The following is a 23,151-nucleotide window of genomic DNA, read 5'->3' as shown; positions in this document are numbered from 1 at the left end:
CTATCGATGTAGCCGCTGGCGCAGCCTGCGCGCGACCGTGTAGCGGTCGTGAAACCAGGCCGCGCATTTATCCAGGCAGGCCGCGGGGCCAGGGCTTAGGGTCGCTGCGTCGGAGTGCCGCCCAAACCGTTCGCAGCCTCGCGGGCTCGGCAGCGGCTACAGGGAGTCAGACCGGTATTTCGACGCAGCGATCATAAACCCGGGCGCCACGGTTGTCCGGGCGAATCACGGATTCAACCTATTACTCTTTGCTGGCCTGCAGCTGGCCGTCCCAGCCCCCACCGAGGGCGGCGATCAGTTGCACGCTGGTGACCAGCCGGCTTTGCAGCAGGGTCAGCACGCTGCGTTCGTTGCTCAACGCCGTGGCCTGTACCACCACCACATCCAGGTAGGCGATCACCCCGGCCTTGTACTGGTTCTCGGTCAGGCGCAGCGACTCGCGCGCCGCATCCAGGGCCTGCTGGCGCACCGCCGCCTCGTCTTCCAGGACCTTGAGCTGCACCAGGTAGTTCTCCACCTCACGGAAGCCGTCGAGCACGGTCTGGCGGTACTTGGCCACGGTCTGGTCGTAAGCCGCCTCGGTGCGGTCGACTTCCGCCGAACGCTGGCCGCCATCGAACAGGGTCATGGCCAGTTTCGGCCCCACCGACCAGAAGCGGTTCGGCAGGCTGATCCAGTCGGCGTAGGTACTGCTGCTGTAGCCGCCGGCCAGGCTCAGGGTCAGGTCCGGGTAATAGGCAGCCTTGGCCACGCCGATATTGGCGTTGGCGGCGATCACCGAACGCTCGGCCGAGGCGATGTCCGGGCGCCGTTCCAGCAACTGCGACGGCAGGCTCAAGGGCACCTGGGGCAAGGCCGGGATGTCCTGGGTCTCGGCCAGGCTGAACTCGGCCGGCGGCAGGCCGATCAGCACCGCGATAGCGTTTTCCAACTGGGCGCGCTGCCAGATCAGGTCGATCAGCTCGGCCTGGGTGGTTTTCAGCTGGGTTTGCGCCTGGGCCACCGCGTCCTTGCCGGAAACCCCGGCGCGGTACTGGTTCTCGGTCATGGTCAGCGAGCGCTGGTAGGCCGCCACCGTGGCTTCGAGCAGGCGCTTCTGCTGGTCGATGACCCGCAGTTGCAGGTAGTTCTGCACCAGCTCCGACTGCTGGCTCAGGCGCATTGCCGCAAGGTCGGCGAAGCTGGCTTCGGCGCTGGCCTCGTTGGCCTCCAGGCCACGGCGCAGCTTACCCCAGACATCGGCCTCCCAGCTCACCCCGAGCTGGGTGTTGTAGGTGTCGCGAATGCCGCTGGAAGAACTGCTCAGGGCCGAACTGCTGCTGCCGGTGCCCTGGCTGGCGCGGGTTTTCCCGGCGCTCAGGTCCACCGTGGGGAACAGCGAGCCACGGGCGCTGCGCACCAGGGCCTGGGCCTGGCGGTACTGGGCCTCGGACTGCGCCACGGTCTGGTTGGCGCTGTTGAGCTTGTCGATCAGGCCGTTGAGCTGTTGGTCGCCGTACAGCTCCCACCAGGCGCCACGGGCCAGGGCATCGCTGGGGCTGGCCTGGCGCCAGCCCGCCGCCTCCTTGTATTGCGCAGGCTCGGCGACGGTCGGGCGCTGATAGTCCGGGCCGATGGCGCAGGCGCTGAGCAGCGCCAGGCACAAGCTCAGGCTCAACAGCCGCGAACCGCGGGCCAGGGCCAGGCGCTGAGGAAGGTTGCGTGGCGAACAGTCAGTCATAGCGGCGTTTCCAGAGCGGCATCGGTACGAACCCCACGCCAGTGGTTGAACTTATGGCGCAGGCGATCGAGATAGAGGTAGACCACCGGGGTGGTGTAGAGGGTCAGGATCTGGCTGAAGACCAGGCCGCCAATGATGGTCAGGCCCAGGGGCTGACGCATTTCCGCGCCTTCGGCGCTGCTCAGCAGCAACGGCAAGGCGCCGAGGATCGCCGCCAGGGTGGTCATCAGGATCGGCCGCAGGCGCAGCAGGCAGGCGCTGCGGATCGAGTCCAGCGGGCTCAGGCCCTGATGGCGTTCCAGCTGCAACGCCAGGTCGATCATCAGGATGGCGTTTTTCTTTACCACGCCGATCAGCAGGAACAGCCCCAGCAGCGAGATCAGGCTGAACTGGCTGCCCAGCACATAGATCGACAGCAAGGCGCCGACCCCGGCCGACGGCAGCGTGGAGAGAATGGTCAGCGGGTGAATGTAGCTTTCATAAAGCACGCCCAACACCAGGTACACCGCCAGCAGCGCGCCAAGGATCATGAACGGCTGGCTCTTCTGGGTCGCGGCGAAGGCGTCGGCGGTGCCGGCCATCTTGACGATCACGTCTTCCGGCATGCCGACCTTGGCGATCGCCCGTTCGATGGCCGCCGTGCCCTGCTCCACCGTTACCCCTTCGGCCATGTCGAAGGAAATGCTTTCCGAGGCGAACTGGCCTTCGTGGCTGACCCGGTCGTCTTCCAGGCTGTTCTCGTAATGGGCGATGGTCGACAGCGGCACCCGCGCGCCATCGGCGGTAATCACCTGCACCTGGTTGAGGGTGACCGGGTCCTGGGCGTATTTCGGGTTGACCTCCATCACCACCTGATACTGGTTGAGGCTGTCGTAGATGGTGGAAATCTGCCGCTGGCTGTAGGCGTTGTTGAGCACCGCGGTGACCATGTTCATGTCGATGCCCAGGCGCTTGGCCTGGTCGCGGTCGACCACCAGGGTCACCTGCTGGGCGCCCCGCCCTTCGCGGGCGTCGATGGCGGTCAGCTCCGGCAAGGCGCGCAGCGCGGTGACCACTTTCGGGTACCACTCGCGCAACGCCCCCAGGTCGCCACTCTGGATGATGTAGGAATACTGCGAGGTGGTCTGCTCGCGGCCGCCGCCGAACTGCAGGTCCTGGTCGGCCATCAGCATCAGCTGGGCGCCGGGCACCTTGGGCATTTCCTTGCGCAGGCGCTCGATGACCTTCTGCGCGGAAATGTTGCGTTCCTTGATCGGCTTGAGGCGCACCAGCATGAAGGCGTTGTTGGTGCCGTTGCTGCCGCCGATGAAGCCGGCCACGCTCTCCACCGCCGGGTCCTTGAGCACTTCGCGGCGGAAGATCTCCATCTTCGGCTGCATCACGGTGAACGACAGGCCGTCGTCGCCACGCACGAAACCGATCAACTGGCCGGTGTCCTGCTGCGGCATAAAGGTCTTGGGCACCACCACGTACAGCGCGATGTTGACGCCGATGGTCACAAACAGGCTGAGCAGGGTCAGGCGTTTGTGGCGCAGCACCCAATCCAGGCTGCTGGCGTATTTCGCCACCATCCAGTCGTTGGTGCGCTGGCTCCAGCGCTGCAAGCCGTTTTCCTGGCCCGGCACATGGGGCTTGAGCCAGCGGGCGCAGAGCATCGGGGTCAGGGTCAGGGACACCACCAGGGACACGACTATGGCCGCCGCCAGGGTGATGGAAAACTCGCGGAACAGGCTTTCGATGATCCCGCCCATGAACAGGATCGACAGGAACACCGCCACCAGCGAGACGTTCATCGACAACAGGGTAAAACCGACTTCCTTGGCCCCCAGGTAAGCCGCCTTCATCGGCGCGATGCCTTCGTCGATGTGCCGGGAAATGTTCTCCAGCACCACGATGGCGTCGTCCACCACCAGCCCGGTGGCGAGAATCAGCGCCATCAGCGACAGGTTGTTCAGGGAAAAGCCATACAGGTACATCACCGCGAAGGTGCCCACCAGCGACACCGGCACCGCCAGGGTCGGGATCAGCGAGGCGCGCAGATTGCCGAGGAACAGGTAGACGACCAGGATCACCAGGGCCACGGCGATCAGCAGGGTCATCTCGGCCTCGTGCAGGGTGGCCTTGATCACCGGCGAGCGGTCCATCGCCAGGTTGAGCTTGACGCTGGCCGGCAGCACCGCCTGCAACGCCGGCAGCTGCGCCTTGATCTCGTTGACCGTCTCGATGATGTTGGCCCCGGCCTGGCGGTTGATCACCAGCAGCACCGCCGCGTCGTCGTTGAAGAAACCGCTGTTGTAGCGGTCCTCGACGCCGTCGCTGACCTTGGCCACGTCTTTCAGGCGCAGGGCCGCGCCATCCTTGTAGTGGATGATCAGCGGTTCGTAGTCCTTGGCCTTCTCCAGTTGGTCGTTGGCCTGCACCTGCCACATCTGCTCGCTGTTCTCCACCGAACCCTTGGGCCGGCGCACGTTGGCCTCGGCGATGGTCTTGCGCACATCGTCGAGGGCCACGCCGTACTGGTTGAGCAGTTGCGGCTCGAGCTCGATACGCACCGCCGGCAGCGAACTGCCGCCGATCTGCACCTCGCCCACCCCGGACACCTGGGACAGGCTCTGGGACAGGATGGTCGAGGCCAGGTCGTAGAGCTGGCCCTTCTCCAGCACATCGGAGGTCAGCGACAGCACCATGATCGGTGCCTGGGACGGGTTGACCTTCTTGTAGGTGGGCATGCTGCGCATGCCGCTGGGCAGCAGGTTGCGCGAAGCATTGATCGCCGCCTGCACTTCCCGCGCCGCGCCGTTGATGTCGCGGTCCAGGTCGAACTGCAGGATGACCCGGGTCGAGCCCTGGCTGGAGCGGCTGCTCATGGTGTTGACCCCGGCGATCGCGCCGAAGGAACGCTCCAGGGGCGTGGCCACGGTGGACGCCATCACCTCGGGGCTGGCCCCCGGCAGGCTGGCCTGGACCACGATCACCGGGAAGTCCATCTGCGGCAGCGGCGACACCGGCAGCAGGCCGAAACTGACGCCGCCCAGCAGCATGATCGCCAGGCTCAGCAGCATGGTGGCCACCGGCCGGCGGATAAAGGGTCCGGACAGGTTCATGGCTGCTCTACCGACTCCGCGGGCTCAGGCGCCGAACGCCAGCGCCGGCCCAGGCGGTCGAAGTACAGGTAGATCACCGGCGTAGTGAACAGGGTCAGGATCTGGCTCAGCAACAGGCCGCCGACCATCACCAGGCCCAGGGGCTGGCGCAGTTCGGCGCCGGAACCGGTGGCCAGCATCAGCGGCACGGCGCCGAACAGCGCGGCCAGGGTGGTCATCAGGATCGGCCGGAAACGCAGGAGCGCCGCCTGGTAGATCGCCTGCTCCGGGGCCATGCCCTGGTTGCGTTCGGCGTCGAGGGCGAAGTCGATCATCATGATCGCGTTCTTCTTGACGATGCCGATCAGCAGGATGATGCCGATGATCGCGATCATGCCCAGGTCGTTGCCGCTAAGGATCAGCGCCAGCAAGGCGCCCACCGCCGCCGACGGCAGCGTGGAGAGAATGGTGATCGGGTGGATGTAGCTCTCGTAGAGCACCCCGAGCACGATGTACATGGTCACCACCGCCGCCAGGATCAGCAGCAAGGTGCTCGACAGCGAAGCCTGGAACGCCTGGGCCGCGCCCTGGAACTGGGTCTGCACGCCCACCGGCATGCCAATGTCCCGCTGCACCTGCTCGATGACGTTCACCGCCTCGCCCAGGGCCACACCGGGCGCCAGGTTGAACGACATCATCACCGCCGGGAACTGGCCAATATGGGCGATGGCCAGTTGCGCCTGGCGCTCCTCGACCCGGGCCAGGCTCGACAGCCGCACCTGGCCGCCGTCGGCGGTCTTCACATGGATCTGTTCCAGCGCCTGCGGGCCGATGGTTTCCCCAGCCTGGGCCTGCAACACCACGCGGTACTGGCTGGCCTGGGTGTAGATGGTGGAAATCTGCCGCTGGCCGAAGGCGTCGTACAGCGCGTCGGTGATGTTCGACACCGAGACGCCGATGCGCGAAGCGGCATCGCGGTCGATCACCAGGTACACCTGCAACCCCTTGTCCTGCAGGTCGCTGGCGACGTCGGTGAGTTCCGGCCGGTGAGCCAGGGCATCCACCAGGCGCCCGCTCCACAGGGCCAGCAGGTCGGCATCCGGCGACGACATGCTGAACTGGTACTGGGTGCGGCTGACCCGGTCCTCGATGGTCAGGTCCTGCACCGGCTGCATGAACAGGCGGATGCCCACCAACTGGTCGACCTGGGGCTGGATCCGCGCAATCACCTCGGTGGCGCTGAGGTCGCGCTCGCGATGCGGCTTGAGGTTGATCAGCAGCCGGCCGCTGTTGAGGGTGGCGTTGTCGCCGTCGACGCCGATATAGGACGACAGGCTTTCCACCGCCGGGTCGGCCAGGATGATTTTCGCCAGGTCCTGCTGGCGCTGGCTCATGGCGGCGAAGGACACCGACTGCGGCGCTTCGGAAATGCCCTGGATCACCCCAGTGTCCTGCACCGGGAAGAAGCCCTTGGGCACCACCATATAAAGGAACACGGTCAGCGCCAGGGTACCGACGGCCACCAGCAGGGTCAGCGGCTGGTGCTTGAGCACCCATTGCAAGCCGCGGCCGTAGCTGGCGATCAGCCAGTCGATCCAGGCGCCGCTGGCGCGGTAGAAGCGGCCCTGTTCTTCTTCCTTGGGTTCACGCTTGAGCAGGCGTGCGCACATCATTGGCGTCAGGGTCAGGGACACCACCAGGGAAATCAGGATCGCCACCGCCAGGGTGATGGCGAACTCGCGGAACAGCCGCCCGACCACGTCGGCCATGAACAGCAGCGGAATCAATACGGCGATCAGCGACAGGGTCAGCGACACCAGGGTGAAGCCGATCTGCTTGGCACCCTTGAGCGCGGCCTGCATCGGGCTGTCGCCCTCCTCGATGAAGCGCGAGATGTTCTCCAGCATCACGATGGCATCGTCGACCACGAAACCGGTGGCGATGGTCAGGGCCATCAGGGTCAGGTTGTTGACCGAGAAGCCCGCCAGGTACATCACGCCGAAGGTACCGATCAGCGACAACGGCACGGCAATCGACGGGATCACCGTGGCGCTGGCCCGGCGCAGGAACAGGAAGGTCACCATCACCACCAGGGCGATGGCGATCAGCAGTTCGTGCTGCACGTCGGTGACCGAGGCGCGGATGGTCTGGGTGCGGTCGGTGAGCACGGTGACGTCGAGGCCGGCCGGCAGGTTGTCGGTGATGCTCGGCAGCAGCGCCTTGATCCGGTCCACCACCTCGATCACGTTGGCCCCGGGCTGGCGCTGGATATTCAGCAGCACCGCCTGGTTTTCATTGGCCCAGGCCGCCAGGCGCTCGTTCTCGGCGCCGCCGGCGATCTGCGCGACGTCTTTCAGGCGCAGGGGCGCGCCGTTCTTGTAGGCCAGGATCAGCTCGGCGTAATCCTTGGGCGAGGTCAGCTGGTCGTTGGCGTCGAGCATCGACACCCGGGTCGGACCGTCGAAGTTGCCCTTGGGCTGGTTGACGTTGGAGGCGCCGATCAGGGTGCGCACGTCCGACAGGTTGAGGCCGTTGGCCGCCAGGGCTTCGGGGTTGACCTTGATCCGCACCGCCTGGCGCTGGCCGCCGGCGATGCTGACCATGCCGACGCCGCTGATCTGCGCGATCTTCTGCGCCATGCGGGTATCGACCAGGTCGTTGAGCTTGGGCAACAGCATGGTCTTGGAGGTGATGGCCAGGGTCAGCACCGGGGTGTCCGCCGGGTTGACCTTGTTGTACACCGGCGGCGCCGGCAAATCAGTGGGCAGCAGGTTGGTCGCGGCGTTGATCGCCGCCTGCACCTGCTGCTCGGCGACATCCATATTGATGTCGAGGTTGAAGCGCAGGGTCAGCACCGAGGCGCCGCCGGAGCTGGTGGAGGCCATCTGGGTCAGGCCGGGCATCTGCCCGAACTGGCGTTCCAGGGGCGCGGTGACCGCGCTGGTCATCACGTCGGGGCTGGCGCCGGGGTACAGGGTCATCACCCGGATGGTCGGGTAATCGACCTGAGGCAAGGCCGAGACCGGCAACAGGCGATAGGCAATCAGGCCGGCCAGGACAATGGCCAGCATGCTCAGGGTGGTGGCTACCGGACGGAGGATGAACAGCCGCGACAGGTTCATGCGCCGACCTTGCTCGCCGGGGCGTCAGCGGCCGGGGCAGGCGTAGTCGCCGAACTGGCCGGCTTGCCCTGCAGGTGCTGGGTCGGGGTGGCCGGTACTTCTTCGCTGGCGTTGACCACTTCCACTTCGCTGCCGTCTTTCAGGCGGTCGGTGCCTTCCAGCACCACGCGGTCGCCAGCTTCCAGGCCGGCCTTGATCACGGTGGAGTCGCCATTGCTGTCACCGACCTGCAACTCGCGGACCTTGACCTTGTTGTCGCCGTCCAGGGCGTAGACGAAGGTGCCATTGGTGCCGAACTGGATCGCCGCCGACGGCGCCAGCACCACATTTTTCAGGGTGTCGGCGAGCACGCGCACGTTGACGAACTGGTTGGGGAACAGCGCCTGGTCGCGGTTCTCGTAGCGCGCCTTGAACTTCAGGGTGCCGGTGGCGGTGTCGATCTGGTTGTCGAGGCTTTGCAGCACGCCGCTGGCCTGCAGCTCCTGGTCGCCGCGATCCCAGGCTTCCACCGGCAACTTGGCGCCGCTGCGATAGCGCTCCAGCACCCTGTTCAGGTTGTTCTCCGGCAGGGTGAAGGCGACGCTGATCGGCTGGGTCTGGGTGATGATCGCCAGCGCGGTGGTGTCGTTGGCCGCCACCAGGTTGCCGACGTCCAGCTGGCGCAGGCCGACGCGGCCGGTGATCGGCGCGCGGATCTTGGTGAATTCGAGATTGAGCTTGGCGTCGTTGACCGCCGCCTGGTTGGTCTTGACCGTGCCCTGGTACTGGCCGACCAGCGCCGCGGCGGTGTCCAGGGTCTGCTTGGCGATACTGTCCTGGGCATACAGGCCGCGATAACGCTCGAAGTCGACCTGGGCGTTCTTCAACTGGGCCTGGTTCTGCAACAGCGTGCCTTCGGCCTGGAGCAAGGCGTTCTGGTAAGGCCGTGGGTCGATTTCCGCCAGCAGGTCGCCGGCCTTGACCATCTGCCCTTCCTCGAAGCTAACCTTGACCAGTTCACCCGCCACCCGGCTGCGCACATTGATGGTGTTCAGCGCGGTGACGGTGCCCAGTGCCTTGTAATACAGCGGGAAGTCTCCGCGCGTGGCCGGCGCCACCCGCACCGGGATCGGCCCGGTCGCGCCGCCGAACCCCGGACGCATCACCCCGCTGCGCCCGGTGTGTCCGGCCGCGGCCTTTTGCCCGGCGGCATCCTTGTGGGTGGTCGAGGCCGGCCAGAACTTCCAGCACAGGCCGACGATGGCCAACAGGACAAGCAGGCCGAACAGCCAGCGACGGGAGTTGCGGGAAACGGAGGATTGCATGGAATGATCAACCATTGGGCGCGAGGGGATCTTTTTCAGAAGGCTGAAAGATAAGCACTGGCCGGTGTTTAGCAAAGCGCCTTTACCGGCAATTTACCTTGGGCTTACGTTTGCAAGTGTCTGCTAAGCCACTGAAGCACAAATAAAAACGGCCTGGACAGGGCCAGGCCGTGAATAATTGTAAAACCTGTTACTTCAGAACGGCCAAGGCCGCGTCGTAGTTCGGTTCTTCAGCGATTTCCTTGACCAGCTCGCTGTGCAGCACGGTGTCGTTCTCGTCCAGCACCACCACCGCGCGGGCGGTCAGGCCGGCCAGCGGGCCGTCGGCAATGGCCACGCCGTAGTTTTCGATGAACTCGCGACCACGCAGGGTCGACAGGTTCTGCACGTTTTCCAGGCCTTCGGCGCCGCAGAAACGGGCCTGGGCGAACGGCAGGTCAGCCGAGATGCACAGCACCACGGTATTGTTCAGGTCGTTGGCCTGGGCGTTGAACTTGCGCACGGAGGTGGCGCAGGTCGGGGTGTCGACGCTTGGGAAGATGTTCAGCACTTTGCGCTTGCCGGCAAAGCTGCTCAGGGTGATGTCGGCCAGACCGGCGCCCACCAGGGAAAACGCTGGCGCCTTGGAGCCGGCTTGTGGCAGTTGGCCGTTGACTTGAACCGGGTTGCCTTTAAGGGTGACTTGAGCCATGAACGGAGTCCTTATAAACGATTGTCATTGAACAGCTGTAAAGAAAATCGAGAGGCCGGAAGTTAAACATGAAACGCTCCGGCCACCTATGCCCGGGATACAAATTGTCGCCCTTTTGCGCCCTTGACTGGATACAGGGAGCGAGGCCGCACGACGCCCCTCAGCGCAGCAAGCGCAGCAAGCGCAGCAAGCGCAGCATGTTGCGATGCCGGGCCTCGAAAATGCGCGCCATGCAGGCATTGACCACCAGCCATTCCAAAGGTGCGCCGCCCAGTGCCCGATAAGTCACCCGGTCGGTATACAGGGTACCCCCGTCGCAGGCCTCGACCCGGTGTTCATGACGGAAGGCGCGCAGCGGTCCCTTGAGCATCTCGTCGACGAAATGGCGATCGCTGACTTCACGTATAACAACCGTCCATGTCGCCGGTATGACACCCCACATCCAGTGCCGAAAGCTGAACTGGCGCCCGGCGCTGATCCGCAGGTTATTGATGTCCACGCCCCGCAAGGGGGTGATGCGCTCGGGAAAGATCTTCGGGAAGTTGGCGCCTTCAAGACAGAAATCCAGCACCTGGGCCGGGCTGCGACCGGCGATGAAAGTCGTGCGCTCTACCACGGGCATGCCAGGAAAAACTCCTTGAGCTCATCAATAAACATGATGCTAAACATCATATATTCACTATATCTATATGTTTTTATTGAATTTTCTTCTATTAACAATCCACATTAACTTAACCACCTTAAATACATGGAAATAATCACAATCCACATGAAGACTTGAGCAGGCACTGGAACTCTGTCACCGCTCGATCCTGGAACACGCAGCCAGGGTGCGGACGCTGTAATCCTGTCACAGGCGATGCCGCCGTGGGCCTTGCGCCCTCGCCTCGCCAGCGAAACCTGAGTTCTTCATTGGCTGCCGGACCTGCTCGATGAAGGGGGTCAGGCACCCGCCCTGACCCCCGACGCAGTTGGCAAAAAAAGCTCGGGAGAGGCCCCGGCCCCTACTGTTTTTTCAGCTTGTTGAAGGACTGATGCAGGTCGGAGGCCCAGCCGTCGATGACGTTTTTCACGTCCGCAGGCTGCATGACCTGGGTGTCGTTCTGCAGCGGCTTGCCGCTGCCCTTGCGCACCACCTGGGCGATCACCTTGTTGTTGCCGCCGTCGATGAACTGCGCCTCGGTACCCAGGGTGGTCTCCTGGTCGCGGATCCCGCTGGCCGTGCTCACCGCCGCCGCCACCAGGGCGATGGGAATGATTTCGTAAGGCTTCAGGCCTTCGGTCTTGCTGCTCACGGCGGTGATCGCCGCGCGCACCACAATCACGCCCGGGCCCGGTGCGGTGGCTAGCGGCAAGTCCTTGCCGATCTCGCGCTTGAGCGCCTCGTCGTAATAGCGGTTGATGCCGTACAGGGTGTTCTGCGGGATCTTCACCGTTGGCTGCGGCTTGGGATAGAACTGGGTGGGCTCGATATAGACGCTGCGGTACTGCTTCAGGTCCAGCTTGGGATCGACCCAGCGCATCACCTCGACACCCGACGGTGACTTGGCTTCCTTGAGCTGGCTGTAGTCGCCGAGAAAACCGGAATACTCGTCGGGCTGGGTGATGTTGCTGGAACAGCCCACCAACCCTAGGGAGGCCAGGCACAGCGTGCTCATCATTGATGCGAGCTTCATGGGGTAACTCCTGTCAGAAATCCGGAAGCGCTACCGGTTTGAGGAAATTTAGGTATAGCCAATAGCGGGCATATCAGCACAGTAAAAGCGGATTAATCGCCAAAGCAGGCCAGAGAACTCTTAGCAAATCGGACAGATACAGGTGCGGCGTCAAAGCCGCACCTTGCCCAAGCCCGTTACCAGCCCGTCCGTTACCAAGTCGTTCCGCGCCTTGCCGCCGCCTCGCGCCGGGCGTCGATGCGCATGGCCTTGAGCAGGGAAAAGGTCCCGGCCAGGATGATCACGGCGCCAAACACGAAGTCGATGCCGTACAGCTGGTAGTCCTGCAGCGGCCCGACCAGGAATACCCGCACCGCCGCTACGCCCAGCAGCGTGGCGAGAAAGTCGATGGTCGGCTCGTCGCGGTACAGCACCATCAACAGCGGCAGGCACAGCACCAGCAACAACAGCAGCACGATGATCTTGAACGAGCCTTTACGCTCGATGCTGAAGGCACACTCGCTGGCGCCATAGGCCGGATAGTCGCCGGGCTGGACCAGGCTGTTCTGCTCGGCGATGTAGTCCGCCGGGTTGTACATCCGGGTCGGGGTGAAGGTGTTGGACAGGTTCACCTGCGTGGTGACGCGCTTGAACGGCAGGTCGACCTGCTCATTGCCCTTGAGGATGTACAGCACCGGCTTGTAGCCGTAGCGGTACACCTCGAAGGGAAACCGGCTGGACTCGCCGATCACCCGGATCGACCGGCTTTCCAGGTCCGCGTAGGCATTCTTGTGCGGCGAGCTGAAATTGCGGTTCAAGGGCTTGACCTTGACCTCTTCAAAGAACAGCGGCGGCATGCTGTAGGTGGACTGCAAGGGTTCCAGGCGCAATTTCAGCGGGTAGCGGCCCAGTTCGTAGCGGTTGTAGGTGCGTTCGGAAACGTTGACCTCCCCCGAGACCCTGAACTCGCCCTGGGTGCTGTTGGTGACCCTGAGCAGCAGGTAGTCGCGCTTGAAGGAATGCGGCGAATCCGTGGCGGGGCCGCACCAGCCGTAGCTGTCGAGGGTGTCGCCGAGGCGCCCGCTGCGGGCATCCTGGTACACATAGAAATAGCCGACCCACAGGGTCAGGATCAGCAACAACGAAAACAACCCGAGTATCTTTTTAGCAACGCTCACAGCCGCGACTCTCTTCCATGGATGGCCCATGCCAGGCACGCCTGCGGCTGATCGCCGGACGCCGATCCCTGGCTCCTTCATAAGAGGTGGGACTCTACCAAAGCGCCATCATCGACCCAAGGACAAATGCCCCTGGCGGCCAGACAATGGCGGTCGCCCGCCCGGTTCCCGGGCGGCTGTGAGCATCGAGCGAAGCGCCGACCTGTGCCGGCGCCCCTCTTCAGCGACGCCGGAACAGCGGCCGCGGCTCGATCGCCGAGCGCCCGTAGAGCACGCTCATGCCCGCCAGCCCCTTGAGGGCATCGTCGGCGCATTTGTCTTCGCGGATGGCAAAGCTGTCAAAACCGCATTGGCGCATATGGCTGAGCTGGTCGCGCAGCACATCGCCCACTGCCCGCAGTTCGCCCATCCAGCCCAGCCGGGTGCGCAGCAGGTAGGCCTGGCTATAAGCGCGGCCGTCACGGAAGCTGGGGAAGTCCAGGGCGATCAGCGGGATCAGCTTGAGCCAGGGCCTGAGGCTTTCCACCTCGTCGTCCGGACCGAGCCAGACCCCGTCCCGCGCCGGCTCGTGCTCGATGCGGCGGATCAGCCAGCGGGCCAGCGGCAAGATCAGCGGCCCCGCGGGCAGCGGGCCGTCCACTTCGCGCACCAGGCTCCAGGGATCGTCCTCGACCCGCCCAGCCTGGCCATCTTGCAAGCGCAACAGATTATTCATGGTTTTAGTCTCTCGCTCACGGCTGTAACTCCTGGCTCATGGCTGTGCTGTCTGTTGCACGGTCGTGCTGCAGGTTCATGACTGCGCCTCCAGCACTTTCGGATAGACCCGCTCCTTGAACGGCTCCAGGCCGATGCGCTGCACGGTATCGACGAACAGCTCTTCGCTTTCCCGGTAACGCACGAAGGTGGCGATGATGCGTTCGATCACTCCTGGCACTTCCTCGGCACTGAACGACGGGCCTATGACCTTGCCCAGCGCGCTGTGCTTGCCCTGGGCGCCGCCGAGGGTGATCTGGTACCACTCGCTGCCGTTCTTATCGACGCCGAGGATGCCGATATTGCCGATGTGGTGATGGCCGCAGGCATTCATGCAGCCGGAGATGTTCAGGCTGATATCACCCAGGTCGTGCAGGTAATCCAGATTGTCGAAGCGCGCCTGGATCGCCTGGGCGATGGGGATCGACTTGGCGTTGGCCAGGGCGCAGAAGTCGCCACCGGGGCAGGCGATGATGTCGGTCAGCAAGCCGACGTTGGCGCTGTCCAGGCCCTGCTCGCCGGCCAGCCGCCACAGCCCATGGAGAGCGGACTTGGGCACGTCCGGCAGGACGATGTTCTGTTCATGGGCGATACGGATCTCGCCGAAGCCGAAGGCCTCGGACCAGTCGGCCACCGCCTCCATCTGCGCCGCCGTCACGTCGCCGGGCGGCGAGGCGCTGCCGGGCTTGGTCGACAGCACCACGCTGGCGTAGCCCGGCACCTTGTGCGGCTTGACGTTATGCGCCACCCAGCGTTCGAAGGCCGGATCCTCGGCCAGGCGGCTGCCGTAGTCGAGATCGGTGGCCGGCTGGCGCTCGTAGAGCGGCGGGATAAAGGCACTGGCGACCCGCTGGTATTCGGCCTCGGTCAACTGCGCCGGGCCGTCCTTGAGGTGCTGCCACTCCTCCTCCACTTCCTTGGCGAAGGCCTCGATGCCCAGGGCCTTGACCAGGATCTTGATCCGCGCCTTGTACTTGTTGTCGCGCCGGCCGTGGCGGTTATAGACCCGCAGCACCGCCTCCACATAGGACAACAGGTGCTGCCACGGCAAGCCGTCGCGGATCTGCTGGCTGAGGATCGGCGTACGCCCCAGGCCGCCGCCGACCATTACCCGCAGCAGCATCTGCCCGCGCCAGTCGCGGTACAGGTACAGGCCGATGTCATGCATCATGATCGCCGCCCGGTCCTGACGGGCCGAGCAGATGGCGATCTTGAACTTGCGTGGCAGGAACAGGAATTCCGGGTTGATGGTCGACCACTGGCGCAGGATTTCCGCCAGGGGCCGCGGGTCCATCAGCTCGTCGGCAGCCACCCCGGCGAAGGCCTCGGTGGTGATGTTGCGCACGCAGTTGCCGGAAGTCTGGATCGCATGCATCTCCACGCTGGCCAGGCGTTCGAGGATGTCCGGCACCTGGGCCAGCTCGATCCAGTTGAACTGCATGTTCTGCCGGGTGGTGAAGTGGCCGTAGCCGCGATCGTAGTCGCGGGCGATGCTGCCCAGGGTGCGCATCTGCCGCGCACTGAGGGTGCCGTAGGGAATGGCCACCCGCAGCATGTAGGCGTGTTTCTGCATGTACAGGCCGTTCTGCAGGCGCAGCGGCAGGAACTCCTCTTCGCTCAGCTCGCCAGCCATGAAGCGTTCGACCTGATCGCGAAACTGCGCCACCCGTTCAAAGACCAGGGCCCGGTCGTACTCGTCATAGTGATACATGTCACGGCCTCATCAGTGCTGACCCCGATCCCGCCCCTGAAGCCGCTGTAATCCTGTAGCCGCTGCCGAGCAGCGCGAGGCTGCGACCGAGCGCGTAGCGCTCGCAATCCGGACGATGCGGTCTGGCTGACAGAACACATGTGTCGGTCTTGCGGCTGCTTTGCAGCCGATCGCAGCCTCGCTGCGCTCGGCAGCGGCTACAGGGCTACAGGGCTACAGGGCCACAGTGGTTACGGCATTCCAGGGGTGATCCGGGGGTTTTGGTGTGGCGGTGACTATGCCCTTACGGCTCAGAGCGTTACAGATTCAGGTAAAAACTAAAAAACCGTATCAGCCGGTCGCAGACCTGCACGGGCAGGCGGGCAAATCTGATCCGTATTAATGGTTTTTTTCTGAGCCTGTTTTGTTTCGTCGGTGCTTTCTACAGTGCATGGCATGCCAGGCCGGGTGGCCTGGCAAGCCTTTGCAACCGTGGAAGCATTGACCATGAGCACAGCAACAATGGAACCGGCCTACAACTACAAGGTGGTGCGCCAATTCGTCATCGCCACCGTGGCCTGGGGCGTGATCGGCATGGCCATGGGGGTGTGGATCGCCTCCCAGCTGGTATGGCCGGAAATGAACCTCGACCTGCCCTGGACCAGCTTCGGCCGCCTGCGCCCGCTGCACACCAGCCTGGTGATCTTCGGCTTCGCCGGCAGCGCCCAGTTCGCCGCCAGTTACTACGCGGTACAGCGCACCTGCCAGGTGCGGCTGTATTCCGACAAGCTCGCCGCCTTCACCTTCTGGGGCTGGCAGTCGGTGATCCTGATCATGCTGGTCACCCTGCCGCTGGGCTACACCACCACCAAGGAATACGCGGAAATCGAATTCTCCGGCGCGGTGTGGATGGCCGTGGTCTGGGTGGTCTACGGCATTGTGTTCTTCACCACCGTGGTGCAGCGCAAGACCAAGCACATCTACGTCGGCAACTGGTTCTTCGGCGCCTTTATCCTGGTGATCGCCATGCTGCACGTGGTCAATCACCTGTCGATCCCGGTGGACTGGTTCAAGTCCTACCCGGTGTACTCCGGCGCCACCGACGCCATGGTCCAGTGGTGGTACGGCCACAACGCCGTGGGCTTCTTCCTCACCACCGGTTTCCTGGGGATGATGTATTACTTCGTGCCCAAGCAGGTCGGGCGCCCGGTGTATTCCTATCGCCTGTCCATCGTGCACTTCTGGGCGCTGATCACCCTGTACATCTGGGCCGGCCCGCACCACCTGCACTACACCGCCCTGCCGGACTGGGCGCAATCGCTGGGCATGGCCATGTCGCTGATCCTGCTGGCACCGAGCTGGGGCGGCATGATCAACGGCATGATGACCCTCTCCGGCGCCTGGCATAAATTGCGCACCGACCCGATCCTGCGCTTTCTGGTGCTGTCCCTGGCCTTCTACGGCATGTCGACCTTCGAGGGGCCGATGATGGCGATCAAGACGGTCAACGCCCTGTCCCACTACACCGACTGGACCATCGGCCACGTCCACGCCGGCGCCCTGGGCTGGGTGGCGATGATCACCTTCGGCGCCATCTACCACATGGTGCCCAAGGTCTTCGGCCGTGAGCAGATGCACAGCATCCCGCTGATCAACCTGCACTTCTGGCTGGCGACCATCGGCACCGTGCTCTACATCGCTTCGATGTGGGTCAACGGCATCACCCAGGGCCTGATGTGGCGCGCGGTCAACGACGACGGCACCCTCACCTATTCCTTCGTCGAAGCCCTGCAGGCCAGCCACCCGGGCTTTATCGTGCGCTTCGCCGGGGGCGTGTTCTTCCTCAGCGGCATGCTGCTGATGGCCTACAACACCTGGCGTACCGTGCGCGTGGCCGACCCGCGCCTGGCCCTCAGCGACGCCCAGATCGCCTGATCGCCCAAGAGCACGACGCGGGCCGCAACCCGGCCCGCGTCGCTTATCCCCCTCCTGCAGCACAGCGAGCCCCCGATGATCGAATTCGCACTTGACCTGCTCGGCGTGACCTTCCTCTACCTCAGCATCGGCTACTGCCTGCGCCATCAATCGGCCAAGAGCCTCGACGACGCCAGCCTGATCCCCTTCGCCGACGACCCGGAAGTGGCCCGCCGGGTGGAACTGGCCACCGGCAAGAAGATCGACGCCGTGGCGCCGGAACCGACCGAAGCCCGGCCGGGCTGGGGCAATGTGGAGGTTTGAGGGATGCCCTTGACGGGCTGGAGCAACAACCGCAACGCCCGATATCCCTTCATTCGCCAGACAGCATGGAACTCACCCACGCTCCCGGGGAATCAGCACCTGCAGCTGCGACGCCAGGAAGTCGCCATCGAAGGCAAAGACCTCGGGCTCCTTCAGGCCGTCGGCCTTGCGCCATTGCCAGTTGCCGTCGGGTAGCCCCACCAGGGACACGCTGCCATACCGCGCGGCGGTCAGGCCCATGACCGCCAGGGAAATCTGCCCGGCGACGCCCATCACATCGGGCACGAACTCCACCGGTTTACCGGCGATGACGATGATCAGCTTCTCGGTCTTGAAGGTCGAGCTTTTCACCGGGACGCTGGGGCTGAAGGCCACGTAGGGCTCGCGAGTCAAGACCAGCAGGTCCGGCATCAGCACCGGTGCCAGCCACTGCTGGATAAGGTCGAACAGCTCGCCGATACGGTTCGTCCAGACCACCGACTGGCTTTCGAACAGCTGTTTCTTGTGGGCTTCGCTTTCTGCGTAGCGCCGAAGCATCTCGCCCAGTTGCCGTACGTCGTCCACGTTCATAGCCCTCCGAAGAGCCGCGATTGCACACCTTGAGCATGGCAGATGCCGCCCGTGTCGTATGACTAAAAGCAGGACGCGGACCGCGCTGCTGCCGAACGGTGACCACGCGCTCGCCCTCAGCCCAGTCAGCCGCCGAGGGCGCGGTACTGGCTGGGGGTCAGGCCGAGGATCTTGCGAAAGGCGCTGCCCATATGGGACTGGTGGGCGAAGCCGGTCTCCAGGGCGATGGCGGCGAGCGGCAGGTCGCTGTGTTCGATCAGCCGGCGCGCCGCCTGGACCCGCACTTCGACCAGCCAGGCATGGGGCGTCATGCCGATGGCGCGGGTGAAGTCCCGCAGGAAACGCAGTTCGTTGCGTCCGGTGCAGGCCGCCAGTTCAGTGAGCGACAGGGGCTCGGCGTACTGCTGCTCGATCAGCGTCAGCACCCGGCTGAACTCGGTGCGCCTGGCGGCCTTGGCCGCTGGTTTATCGACGGCAGCCAGGCCGGCGAACTGCAAGGCGCATTGTTCCAGGGCCAGTTGATCCTGGTTGGGGTCCAGCAACAGCTGCCGCGCCTGCCGTCCCAGCGCCAGGGCCCGGGCATGTCCGGGCAGCTGCAGGCGTTGCGAACCGTTGGCGATGCCCAGATTCCGTGGTTCGGCCAACCAGCGCAGCAGCAGGTATTCACCGCCGTGGGGCGACTCGGAAAACACCTCGACCCCGGCCGGGGTCAAGGCCAGGGTCCCCGGCCAGCTGTCGAAATCCTCGCGCCGGTCGCTGCCGATGGCATGCACGCCCTGCTGCCGTTCCAGGCTCACGCCGAGGCTTTGCCACTGCAGCGGATCGCGCGCACTGTAGGCCGCGCGCGGCAGCAATTGCAGGTCGAGGGTACCGCCCAGCAGTTCGCGGCGCAGCAGCTCGTAACCCTGGACCTTGCTGCTCAGCACGCCAGGCATATGAAATTTCTTGATAGATCGCAGGGCTGTGTCACGGGACACTCTCGGCATTCAGGTTGGTCAGCAACAGGAGCTGTGTATGCGCACCATCGGCCTTATCGGCGGCATGAGCTGGGAGTCCAGCGCCGAGTATTACCGCCTTATCAACCAGCAGGTACGGGACCGTCTCGGCCCGCTGCGCTCGGCGCGGTTGCTAATGTACAGCCTCGACTTCGGGCCTGTCGAACAGGCCCAGCACGCCGGGCGCTGGGACCTCGCGGCAGAGATCCTGGTGGATGCGGCGCGCCGCCTGGAGGCCGGAGGCGCCGAGTGCGTGGTGCTCTGTACCAACACCATGCACAAGGTCGCCGACCAGATTCAGGCCGTGCTGTCGGTGCCCTTCCTGCACATCGCCGACCCGACCGCCGAGGCCGCGCTCGAGGCTGGCACCCTCAGCGTGGGCCTGCTGGGCACGGCCTTCACCATGGAACAGGATTTTCTCAAGCAACGCCTGGTCGATCGCGGCCTCAAGGTACTGGTGCCAGACGCCGTGGACCGCCAGGCCGTGCACCGGATCATCTACGACGAGCTGTGCGTGGGCGTCATCAGCGACAGCTCGCGCCAGCGCTACCGGCAGGTGATCCAGGCCCTGATGGAGCGCGGCGCCCAGGCCATCATCCTCGGCTGCACCGAGATCGGCTTGCTGATCAAACCGGAGCACAGCCCCCTGCCGCTGCTGGACACCACCGAGCTGCATGCGCGGGCGGCGGTGGCGTTTGCCTTGGATGGAGAGTGGTAGTGGCCTTGAAATCGAGCCTGACCTCACCCTATTGACCGCCGCAAACCTGTAGCCGCTGTCGAGCGCCAGCGAGGCTGCGATCGCCCGGAACGGGCGCGGCGTACTTCAGATCGCTGAGGTCCTGCGACCAACGTGGCCCGGACCATCGCAGCCTGCGGCAGCGGCTACAGGGGGTGAATCAGGCCTGTGGCCTGCGGCGCAGGCGCGCCATGCTCAAGACGTCGACGTACTGGCCATCGCGTACCGCGTAGTCGCGCAGCAAACCTTCGCTCTCGAAACCGAACTTGCGGTACAGCCCCAGGGCGGCTTCGTTGTCGGCGAACACCGTCAGTTCCACCCGCTGCAGGTTCATCCAGTTGTCCGCCACCTCCAGCACCGCCGCCAACAGCCGGCTGCCGACGCCTTGGCCCTGCCATTCCACCGCCACGCCCATGCCGACGCCGCCGCAGTGGGCGCGGCGGATGCGCGAGTACTGCTCGATGCTGCAACTGCCGATCACCGCCCCCTGGTGCAGCGCCACCAGGGCCACCCGCCGCTCGTTGTCCGGCGCCAGGCGATTGCGCCAGACCTCGGCGGACTGAAACGGCATCTGCAGCACCTGGCGGGCGACCGCGGGGTCGTTGTACAGCGCGGTGATGCCCTGCACATGGGCTTCGCTGAAACGCTCGATGACGATGGTGGGGATCTCGGCGGGCATAAGTCTTCCTTGGTTCATGCGATACGGCCATCGAGTGTAGAGCGCCAATGGCGGTTGTGGCGAGCACGGCTCGGTACGGCCAATCGCGAGCAAGAGCTGGGCGCCCCCCTTGCTCCTACAGAAGCAGAAGCGCGCGCCCGGGGCTATTCAAACCATTCGCCGCGCTCATTGAAGGTGTGCAGGATCAGCTCCACCAGCATCCGCACCTCGGCGTCGTGCTCCACTTCGGCATTCACCGCCATCCACACCTGGCGCGGCATGGCCTCGTCGAACAGCCCGGGCAGTGCCGTCAGGCCGCGGTCGAAGCGGCTCATGTAATGGGGCAACAGGCCGATGCAGGCGCTGCAGCGGATCATCTCCAGCATCAGCTCGTAGGAATGCACCTGCACCACCCCCGCCAGGCGTTGCTCCACCAGCTGGTTCCACGGCCGCAGCGGCTCGACCTGACGGTCCTGCTGCCACTGCACCAGCATGTAGTCGGCCAGGTCGTCCAGGCTGTCGGGGCGCGCCGCGACCCGCGAGTAACGCTTGGCGATATGCGGCAGGTAGTCCAGGCGCACCAGCGGCTGCGGCGGGCTGGTGACGAAGCTCGGCCCCGGCTTGGGTGAGTCCACCCCGCCCAGCCACACCACCACGTCGGCGCTGAGGGCCCGCAGCGACAGCTCGCTGTCGATGGAGATGATTTCCAGGCGCACGCTGGCGTTGCGCCGCAACAGGGAGATCAGGTCGCGGCCGAGGATGTCATGCAGGATCGACTCGGCCACCGCCAGGCGCAGCAGCGGCTGTTCGAGCACCGGCAGCGTGCGCTCGTGGGCCAGGGCGATCAGCTGAGCCTTGAGCTGCTGGCCTTCGCGGCTGAGGCTCAGGGCGCTGCCCTGGAAGCTGAACAAGGAGCGGCGCAGCTGTTCCTCCAGGTGCGCCAGCTGTTTGCGCAGCAGCGTCGACTTGATGTTCAGGCTGCGCGCCGCCTGCATGAAGCAGCCGCAACGGGCGGTGACCAGGAAATACTGGGCCAGCTCCGGCTCGATCCCGGCGGCCAGGGCCAGCCAGGCTTCCCGGGGTTCGGCCGGAGCGCTGTAGGGTGTGATGCCCGAGATCGGGACGGGTTCCAGAAAGGACATGGGTGACTCCCTGTCGTGTGGGTGATGGCATCCATTGCACGTTGTCATAGCGGGTCGGACGGCTGCGCCGCCCATCGCGAGCAAGCTTCGCTCCTACACAAGCAACGCAATCCCCCTGTAGGAGCGAAGCTTGCTCGCGATAGCGATCTACGCCGCACCGCCCCCTTAAAGCTTCTCCTCCAGCACCTTGTTCAACTGCGCGCCGTCGATACTCAGGGTCGCAGTGTCGAGCATGCCTTCCAGGTAAGCCTTGGCGATCTGCTCCTGGCGCTGCGCCCGCAGGGCCTGGGTCAGGCGCTCGCGCAACTCGTCCAGGGTCGCGGTGCGGGCCGGTTGCTGCTCGGTCAGCTTGAGCACATGAAAACCCGCCGCGCTCTGCACCGCGTCCGATACCGCGCCGACCTTCAAGCGCGCCACGGCAGCGCGGACCTCGGGCACCAACTGCTGCAACGGTTGCAACCCGGAGTCGCCACCGCGCCGGGCGCTGTCGGGGTCCTGGGAATACTGGCTGGCCAGGGCAGCGAATTCGCCGGGGGCGGCCTGGGCCTTCTTGCTCAGTTCCTGGGCCTGCTTGCGTGTCGCCTCCATTGCTTGCGGGTCGCCGACCGCGAGGAAGATCTGGCTGACCCGGTACAAGGCCGGGGTCTGCCACTGCGCCTTGCCCGCATCGTAGGCCTGCTGCAATTCAGACTCGCTGGGATAACCGGCCGGTACCTGGCTGACCGAGCGCAAGTAGTCGCGAAAGACAATCTGCTCGGTGGCCACCCGGGTCTGCAAGGCCACGTCCGGACGCTGGCGCCAACCCTGGGCATCGGCCTGTTCGAGCACGGCCTTTTCCGCCAGGCGGGTGCGAATCCAATTTTCCAGGGCCGGGCGATTGCCCCGCAGCTGGTCGCGGGACGGCTCGGGCAACGCCGCGAACAGCGCCTTGAGCTCCTCCGGCGCCACCCGCTGGTTACCCAGGCGCGCCACCGCCGGGCCGTCGTCGACCGGGCTGGCCGCCATCAGCTTGGGCTGTTGCGCCGCCACCGGGTCGCTGCCCGGGCGCACGCCCAGCCACACCGCGAGCGCCACCAGGGCCAGGGCCCCGACACCGACCACCAGGCTTGGCTTCTTCACTGCGCAGGCACCTCGGCGACGGCCTCAGGCGTTGTTTCAGGCGCATCGACCTGGGCCTGCAGGCGCGCGGCGTGCTGGCTGTAGTCGCGCAGGTAGACGATGAACTCCTGCAACAGCCGGTCCCAGAGTTCCAGCTGGCTGCGCAGGTGATCGTTGCCGACCCCGGCCACCACCACGTCCATTTCCATCACCAGGAACTCGCCCTGCACCGAGAGCCGGGCAAAGCGTCGCGAGGCGTTCCACAGCTCGGCCAGGCCCGCCGGCAGCTCGCCCTGGACCCGCAGCGCGCAGCTGAAGGTGAAGTCCACATAGCTACCCTCTGCACCACCCGCCGCGTTGCCGAAGCGCACGGCGTAGCCGATGCCCTGGCTGGCGCTGAGCAGTTGCACGATGCCGTTCTGGTCGGTCTGGTTGACCCGGTAGCCGGCGCCTTGCAGCAGTTCGGTGAGGCTCTGCGGGGTGACGCTGGCGATCAGTTGGGTTGGTTCAGTCATGCT

19 protein-coding genes are annotated in these 23,151 nt (G+C 65.0%); 3 read left to right on the top strand and 16 right to left on the bottom strand.

Going from position 1 to position 23,151, the window contains the following annotated elements:
• Window positions 1-241: 241 nt before the first annotated feature.
• The 10 genes from C4K38_RS14395 to C4K38_RS14350 all read right to left on the bottom strand — a co-directional run bounded on the left by C4K38_RS14395 (window position 242) and on the right by C4K38_RS14350 (window position 15,217).
• Window positions 242-1,720, bottom strand: coding sequence for an efflux transporter outer membrane subunit (locus C4K38_RS14395; RefSeq protein WP_053278944.1), 1,479 nt, complete (start codon window positions 1,718-1,720; stop codon window positions 242-244).
• Window positions 1,717-4,824 carry an efflux RND transporter permease subunit gene (locus tag C4K38_RS14390; protein ID WP_053278943.1) on the bottom strand — a complete coding sequence of 1,036 codons (3,108 nt, stop codon included), beginning with the start codon at window positions 4,822-4,824 and terminating at the stop codon, window positions 1,717-1,719. Before C4K38_RS14390 ends, C4K38_RS14395 begins: the two co-directional genes overlap by 4 nt.
• Window positions 4,821-7,925 carry an MdtB/MuxB family multidrug efflux RND transporter permease subunit gene (locus tag C4K38_RS14385; protein ID WP_053278942.1) on the bottom strand — a complete coding sequence of 1,035 codons (3,105 nt, stop codon included), beginning with the start codon at window positions 7,923-7,925 and terminating at the stop codon, window positions 4,821-4,823. The genes C4K38_RS14390 and C4K38_RS14385 overlap by 4 nt, the downstream gene beginning before the upstream one ends.
• A complete protein-coding gene (locus C4K38_RS14380; protein ID WP_053278941.1) occupies window positions 7,922-9,244 on the bottom strand; it encodes an MdtA/MuxA family multidrug efflux RND transporter periplasmic adaptor subunit in 1,323 nt (440 codons plus the stop codon). Before C4K38_RS14380 ends, C4K38_RS14385 begins: the two co-directional genes overlap by 4 nt.
• Before the next feature lie 175 nt (window positions 9,245-9,419).
• Window positions 9,420-9,920, bottom strand: a complete 501-nt coding sequence (gene tpx / locus C4K38_RS14375) for a thiol peroxidase (protein WP_009048801.1) — start codon at window positions 9,918-9,920, stop codon at window positions 9,420-9,422.
• A 160-nt stretch (window positions 9,921-10,080) separates the two neighbouring features.
• On the bottom strand, window positions 10,081-10,542 hold the full coding sequence (locus tag C4K38_RS14370) for an SRPBCC family protein (protein ID WP_053278940.1): 462 nt from the start codon (window positions 10,540-10,542) through the stop codon (window positions 10,081-10,083).
• 382 nt (window positions 10,543-10,924) lie between these two features.
• Window positions 10,925-11,596 (bottom strand): DUF3313 domain-containing protein, encoded by a 672-nt coding sequence (locus C4K38_RS14365; protein WP_025809115.1) that lies wholly within the window; start codon window positions 11,594-11,596, stop codon window positions 10,925-10,927.
• 191 nt (window positions 11,597-11,787) lie between these two features.
• Window positions 11,788-12,753 (bottom strand): hypothetical protein, encoded by a 966-nt coding sequence (locus C4K38_RS14360; RefSeq protein ID WP_053278939.1) that lies wholly within the window; start codon window positions 12,751-12,753, stop codon window positions 11,788-11,790.
• A gap of 220 nt (window positions 12,754-12,973) precedes the next feature.
• Window positions 12,974-13,468 (bottom strand): DUF934 domain-containing protein, encoded by a 495-nt coding sequence (locus C4K38_RS14355; RefSeq protein ID WP_025809117.1) that lies wholly within the window; start codon window positions 13,466-13,468, stop codon window positions 12,974-12,976.
• Window positions 13,469-13,543: 75 nt separating this feature from the next.
• The gene (locus C4K38_RS14350) at window positions 13,544-15,217 is read right to left on the bottom strand and encodes a nitrite reductase NirA (protein WP_053278938.1); all 1,674 of its coding nucleotides are present in this window, start codon (window positions 15,215-15,217) and stop codon (window positions 13,544-13,546) included.
• A 486-nt stretch (window positions 15,218-15,703) separates the two neighbouring features.
• On the opposite strand from C4K38_RS14350, the gene ccoN reads away from it, so the two are divergent.
• Together ccoN and C4K38_RS14335 are read left to right on the top strand one after the other, a co-directional pair.
• Complete coding sequence (gene ccoN / locus C4K38_RS14340; RefSeq protein ID WP_053278937.1) at window positions 15,704-17,131, top strand: cytochrome-c oxidase, cbb3-type subunit I; 1,428 nt, start codon at window positions 15,704-15,706, stop codon at window positions 17,129-17,131.
• Between the two features lie 75 nt (window positions 17,132-17,206).
• The gene (locus C4K38_RS14335) at window positions 17,207-17,434 is read left to right on the top strand and encodes a hypothetical protein (RefSeq protein WP_053278936.1); all 228 of its coding nucleotides are present in this window, start codon (window positions 17,207-17,209) and stop codon (window positions 17,432-17,434) included.
• A gap of 72 nt (window positions 17,435-17,506) precedes the next feature.
• Here C4K38_RS14335 and C4K38_RS14330 read toward each other — a convergent pair whose 3' ends face one another.
• Window positions 17,507-17,998: a hypothetical protein gene (locus C4K38_RS14330; RefSeq protein WP_172833202.1), complete on the bottom strand. Its 492-nt coding sequence runs from the start codon at window positions 17,996-17,998 to the stop codon at window positions 17,507-17,509.
• A gap of 131 nt (window positions 17,999-18,129) precedes the next feature.
• Entirely contained in the window at window positions 18,130-18,939 is an 810-nt protein-coding gene (locus C4K38_RS14325) for a helix-turn-helix domain-containing protein (RefSeq protein WP_053278934.1), read from the bottom strand.
• Between the two features lie 79 nt (window positions 18,940-19,018).
• Between C4K38_RS14325 and C4K38_RS14320 the strand changes: the two genes are divergently transcribed.
• Window positions 19,019-19,717, top strand: a complete 699-nt coding sequence (locus C4K38_RS14320; protein ID WP_053278933.1) for an aspartate/glutamate racemase family protein — start codon at window positions 19,019-19,021, stop codon at window positions 19,715-19,717.
• Window positions 19,718-19,895: 178 nt separating this feature from the next.
• Here C4K38_RS14320 and C4K38_RS14315 read toward each other — a convergent pair whose 3' ends face one another.
• The 4 genes from C4K38_RS14315 to C4K38_RS14300 all read right to left on the bottom strand — a co-directional run bounded on the left by C4K38_RS14315 (window position 19,896) and on the right by C4K38_RS14300 (window position 23,148).
• Window positions 19,896-20,414 (bottom strand): GNAT family N-acetyltransferase, encoded by a 519-nt coding sequence (locus tag C4K38_RS14315; protein ID WP_053278932.1) that lies wholly within the window; start codon window positions 20,412-20,414, stop codon window positions 19,896-19,898.
• Window positions 20,415-20,557: 143 nt separating this feature from the next.
• Window positions 20,558-21,535, bottom strand: a complete 978-nt coding sequence (locus C4K38_RS14310) for a LysR substrate-binding domain-containing protein (protein WP_053278931.1) — start codon at window positions 21,533-21,535, stop codon at window positions 20,558-20,560.
• Window positions 21,536-21,700: 165 nt separating this feature from the next.
• Window positions 21,701-22,654: a peptidylprolyl isomerase gene (locus C4K38_RS14305; RefSeq protein WP_053278930.1), complete on the bottom strand. Its 954-nt coding sequence runs from the start codon at window positions 22,652-22,654 to the stop codon at window positions 21,701-21,703.
• Window positions 22,651-23,148 carry a YbjN domain-containing protein gene (locus tag C4K38_RS14300; RefSeq protein ID WP_053278929.1) on the bottom strand — a complete coding sequence of 166 codons (498 nt, stop codon included), beginning with the start codon at window positions 23,146-23,148 and terminating at the stop codon, window positions 22,651-22,653. The genes C4K38_RS14305 and C4K38_RS14300 overlap by 4 nt, the downstream gene beginning before the upstream one ends.
• Window positions 23,149-23,151: the final 3 nt, after the last annotated feature.

This window comes from Pseudomonas chlororaphis subsp. piscium (genome assembly GCF_003850345.1).
In the GTDB taxonomy this organism is placed as follows: Bacteria; Pseudomonadota; Gammaproteobacteria; order Pseudomonadales; family Pseudomonadaceae; genus Aquipseudomonas; species Aquipseudomonas piscium.
The sequence above is the reverse complement of the archived record's forward strand: the minus strand, read 5'-3'. Positions and strand labels throughout refer to the sequence as shown.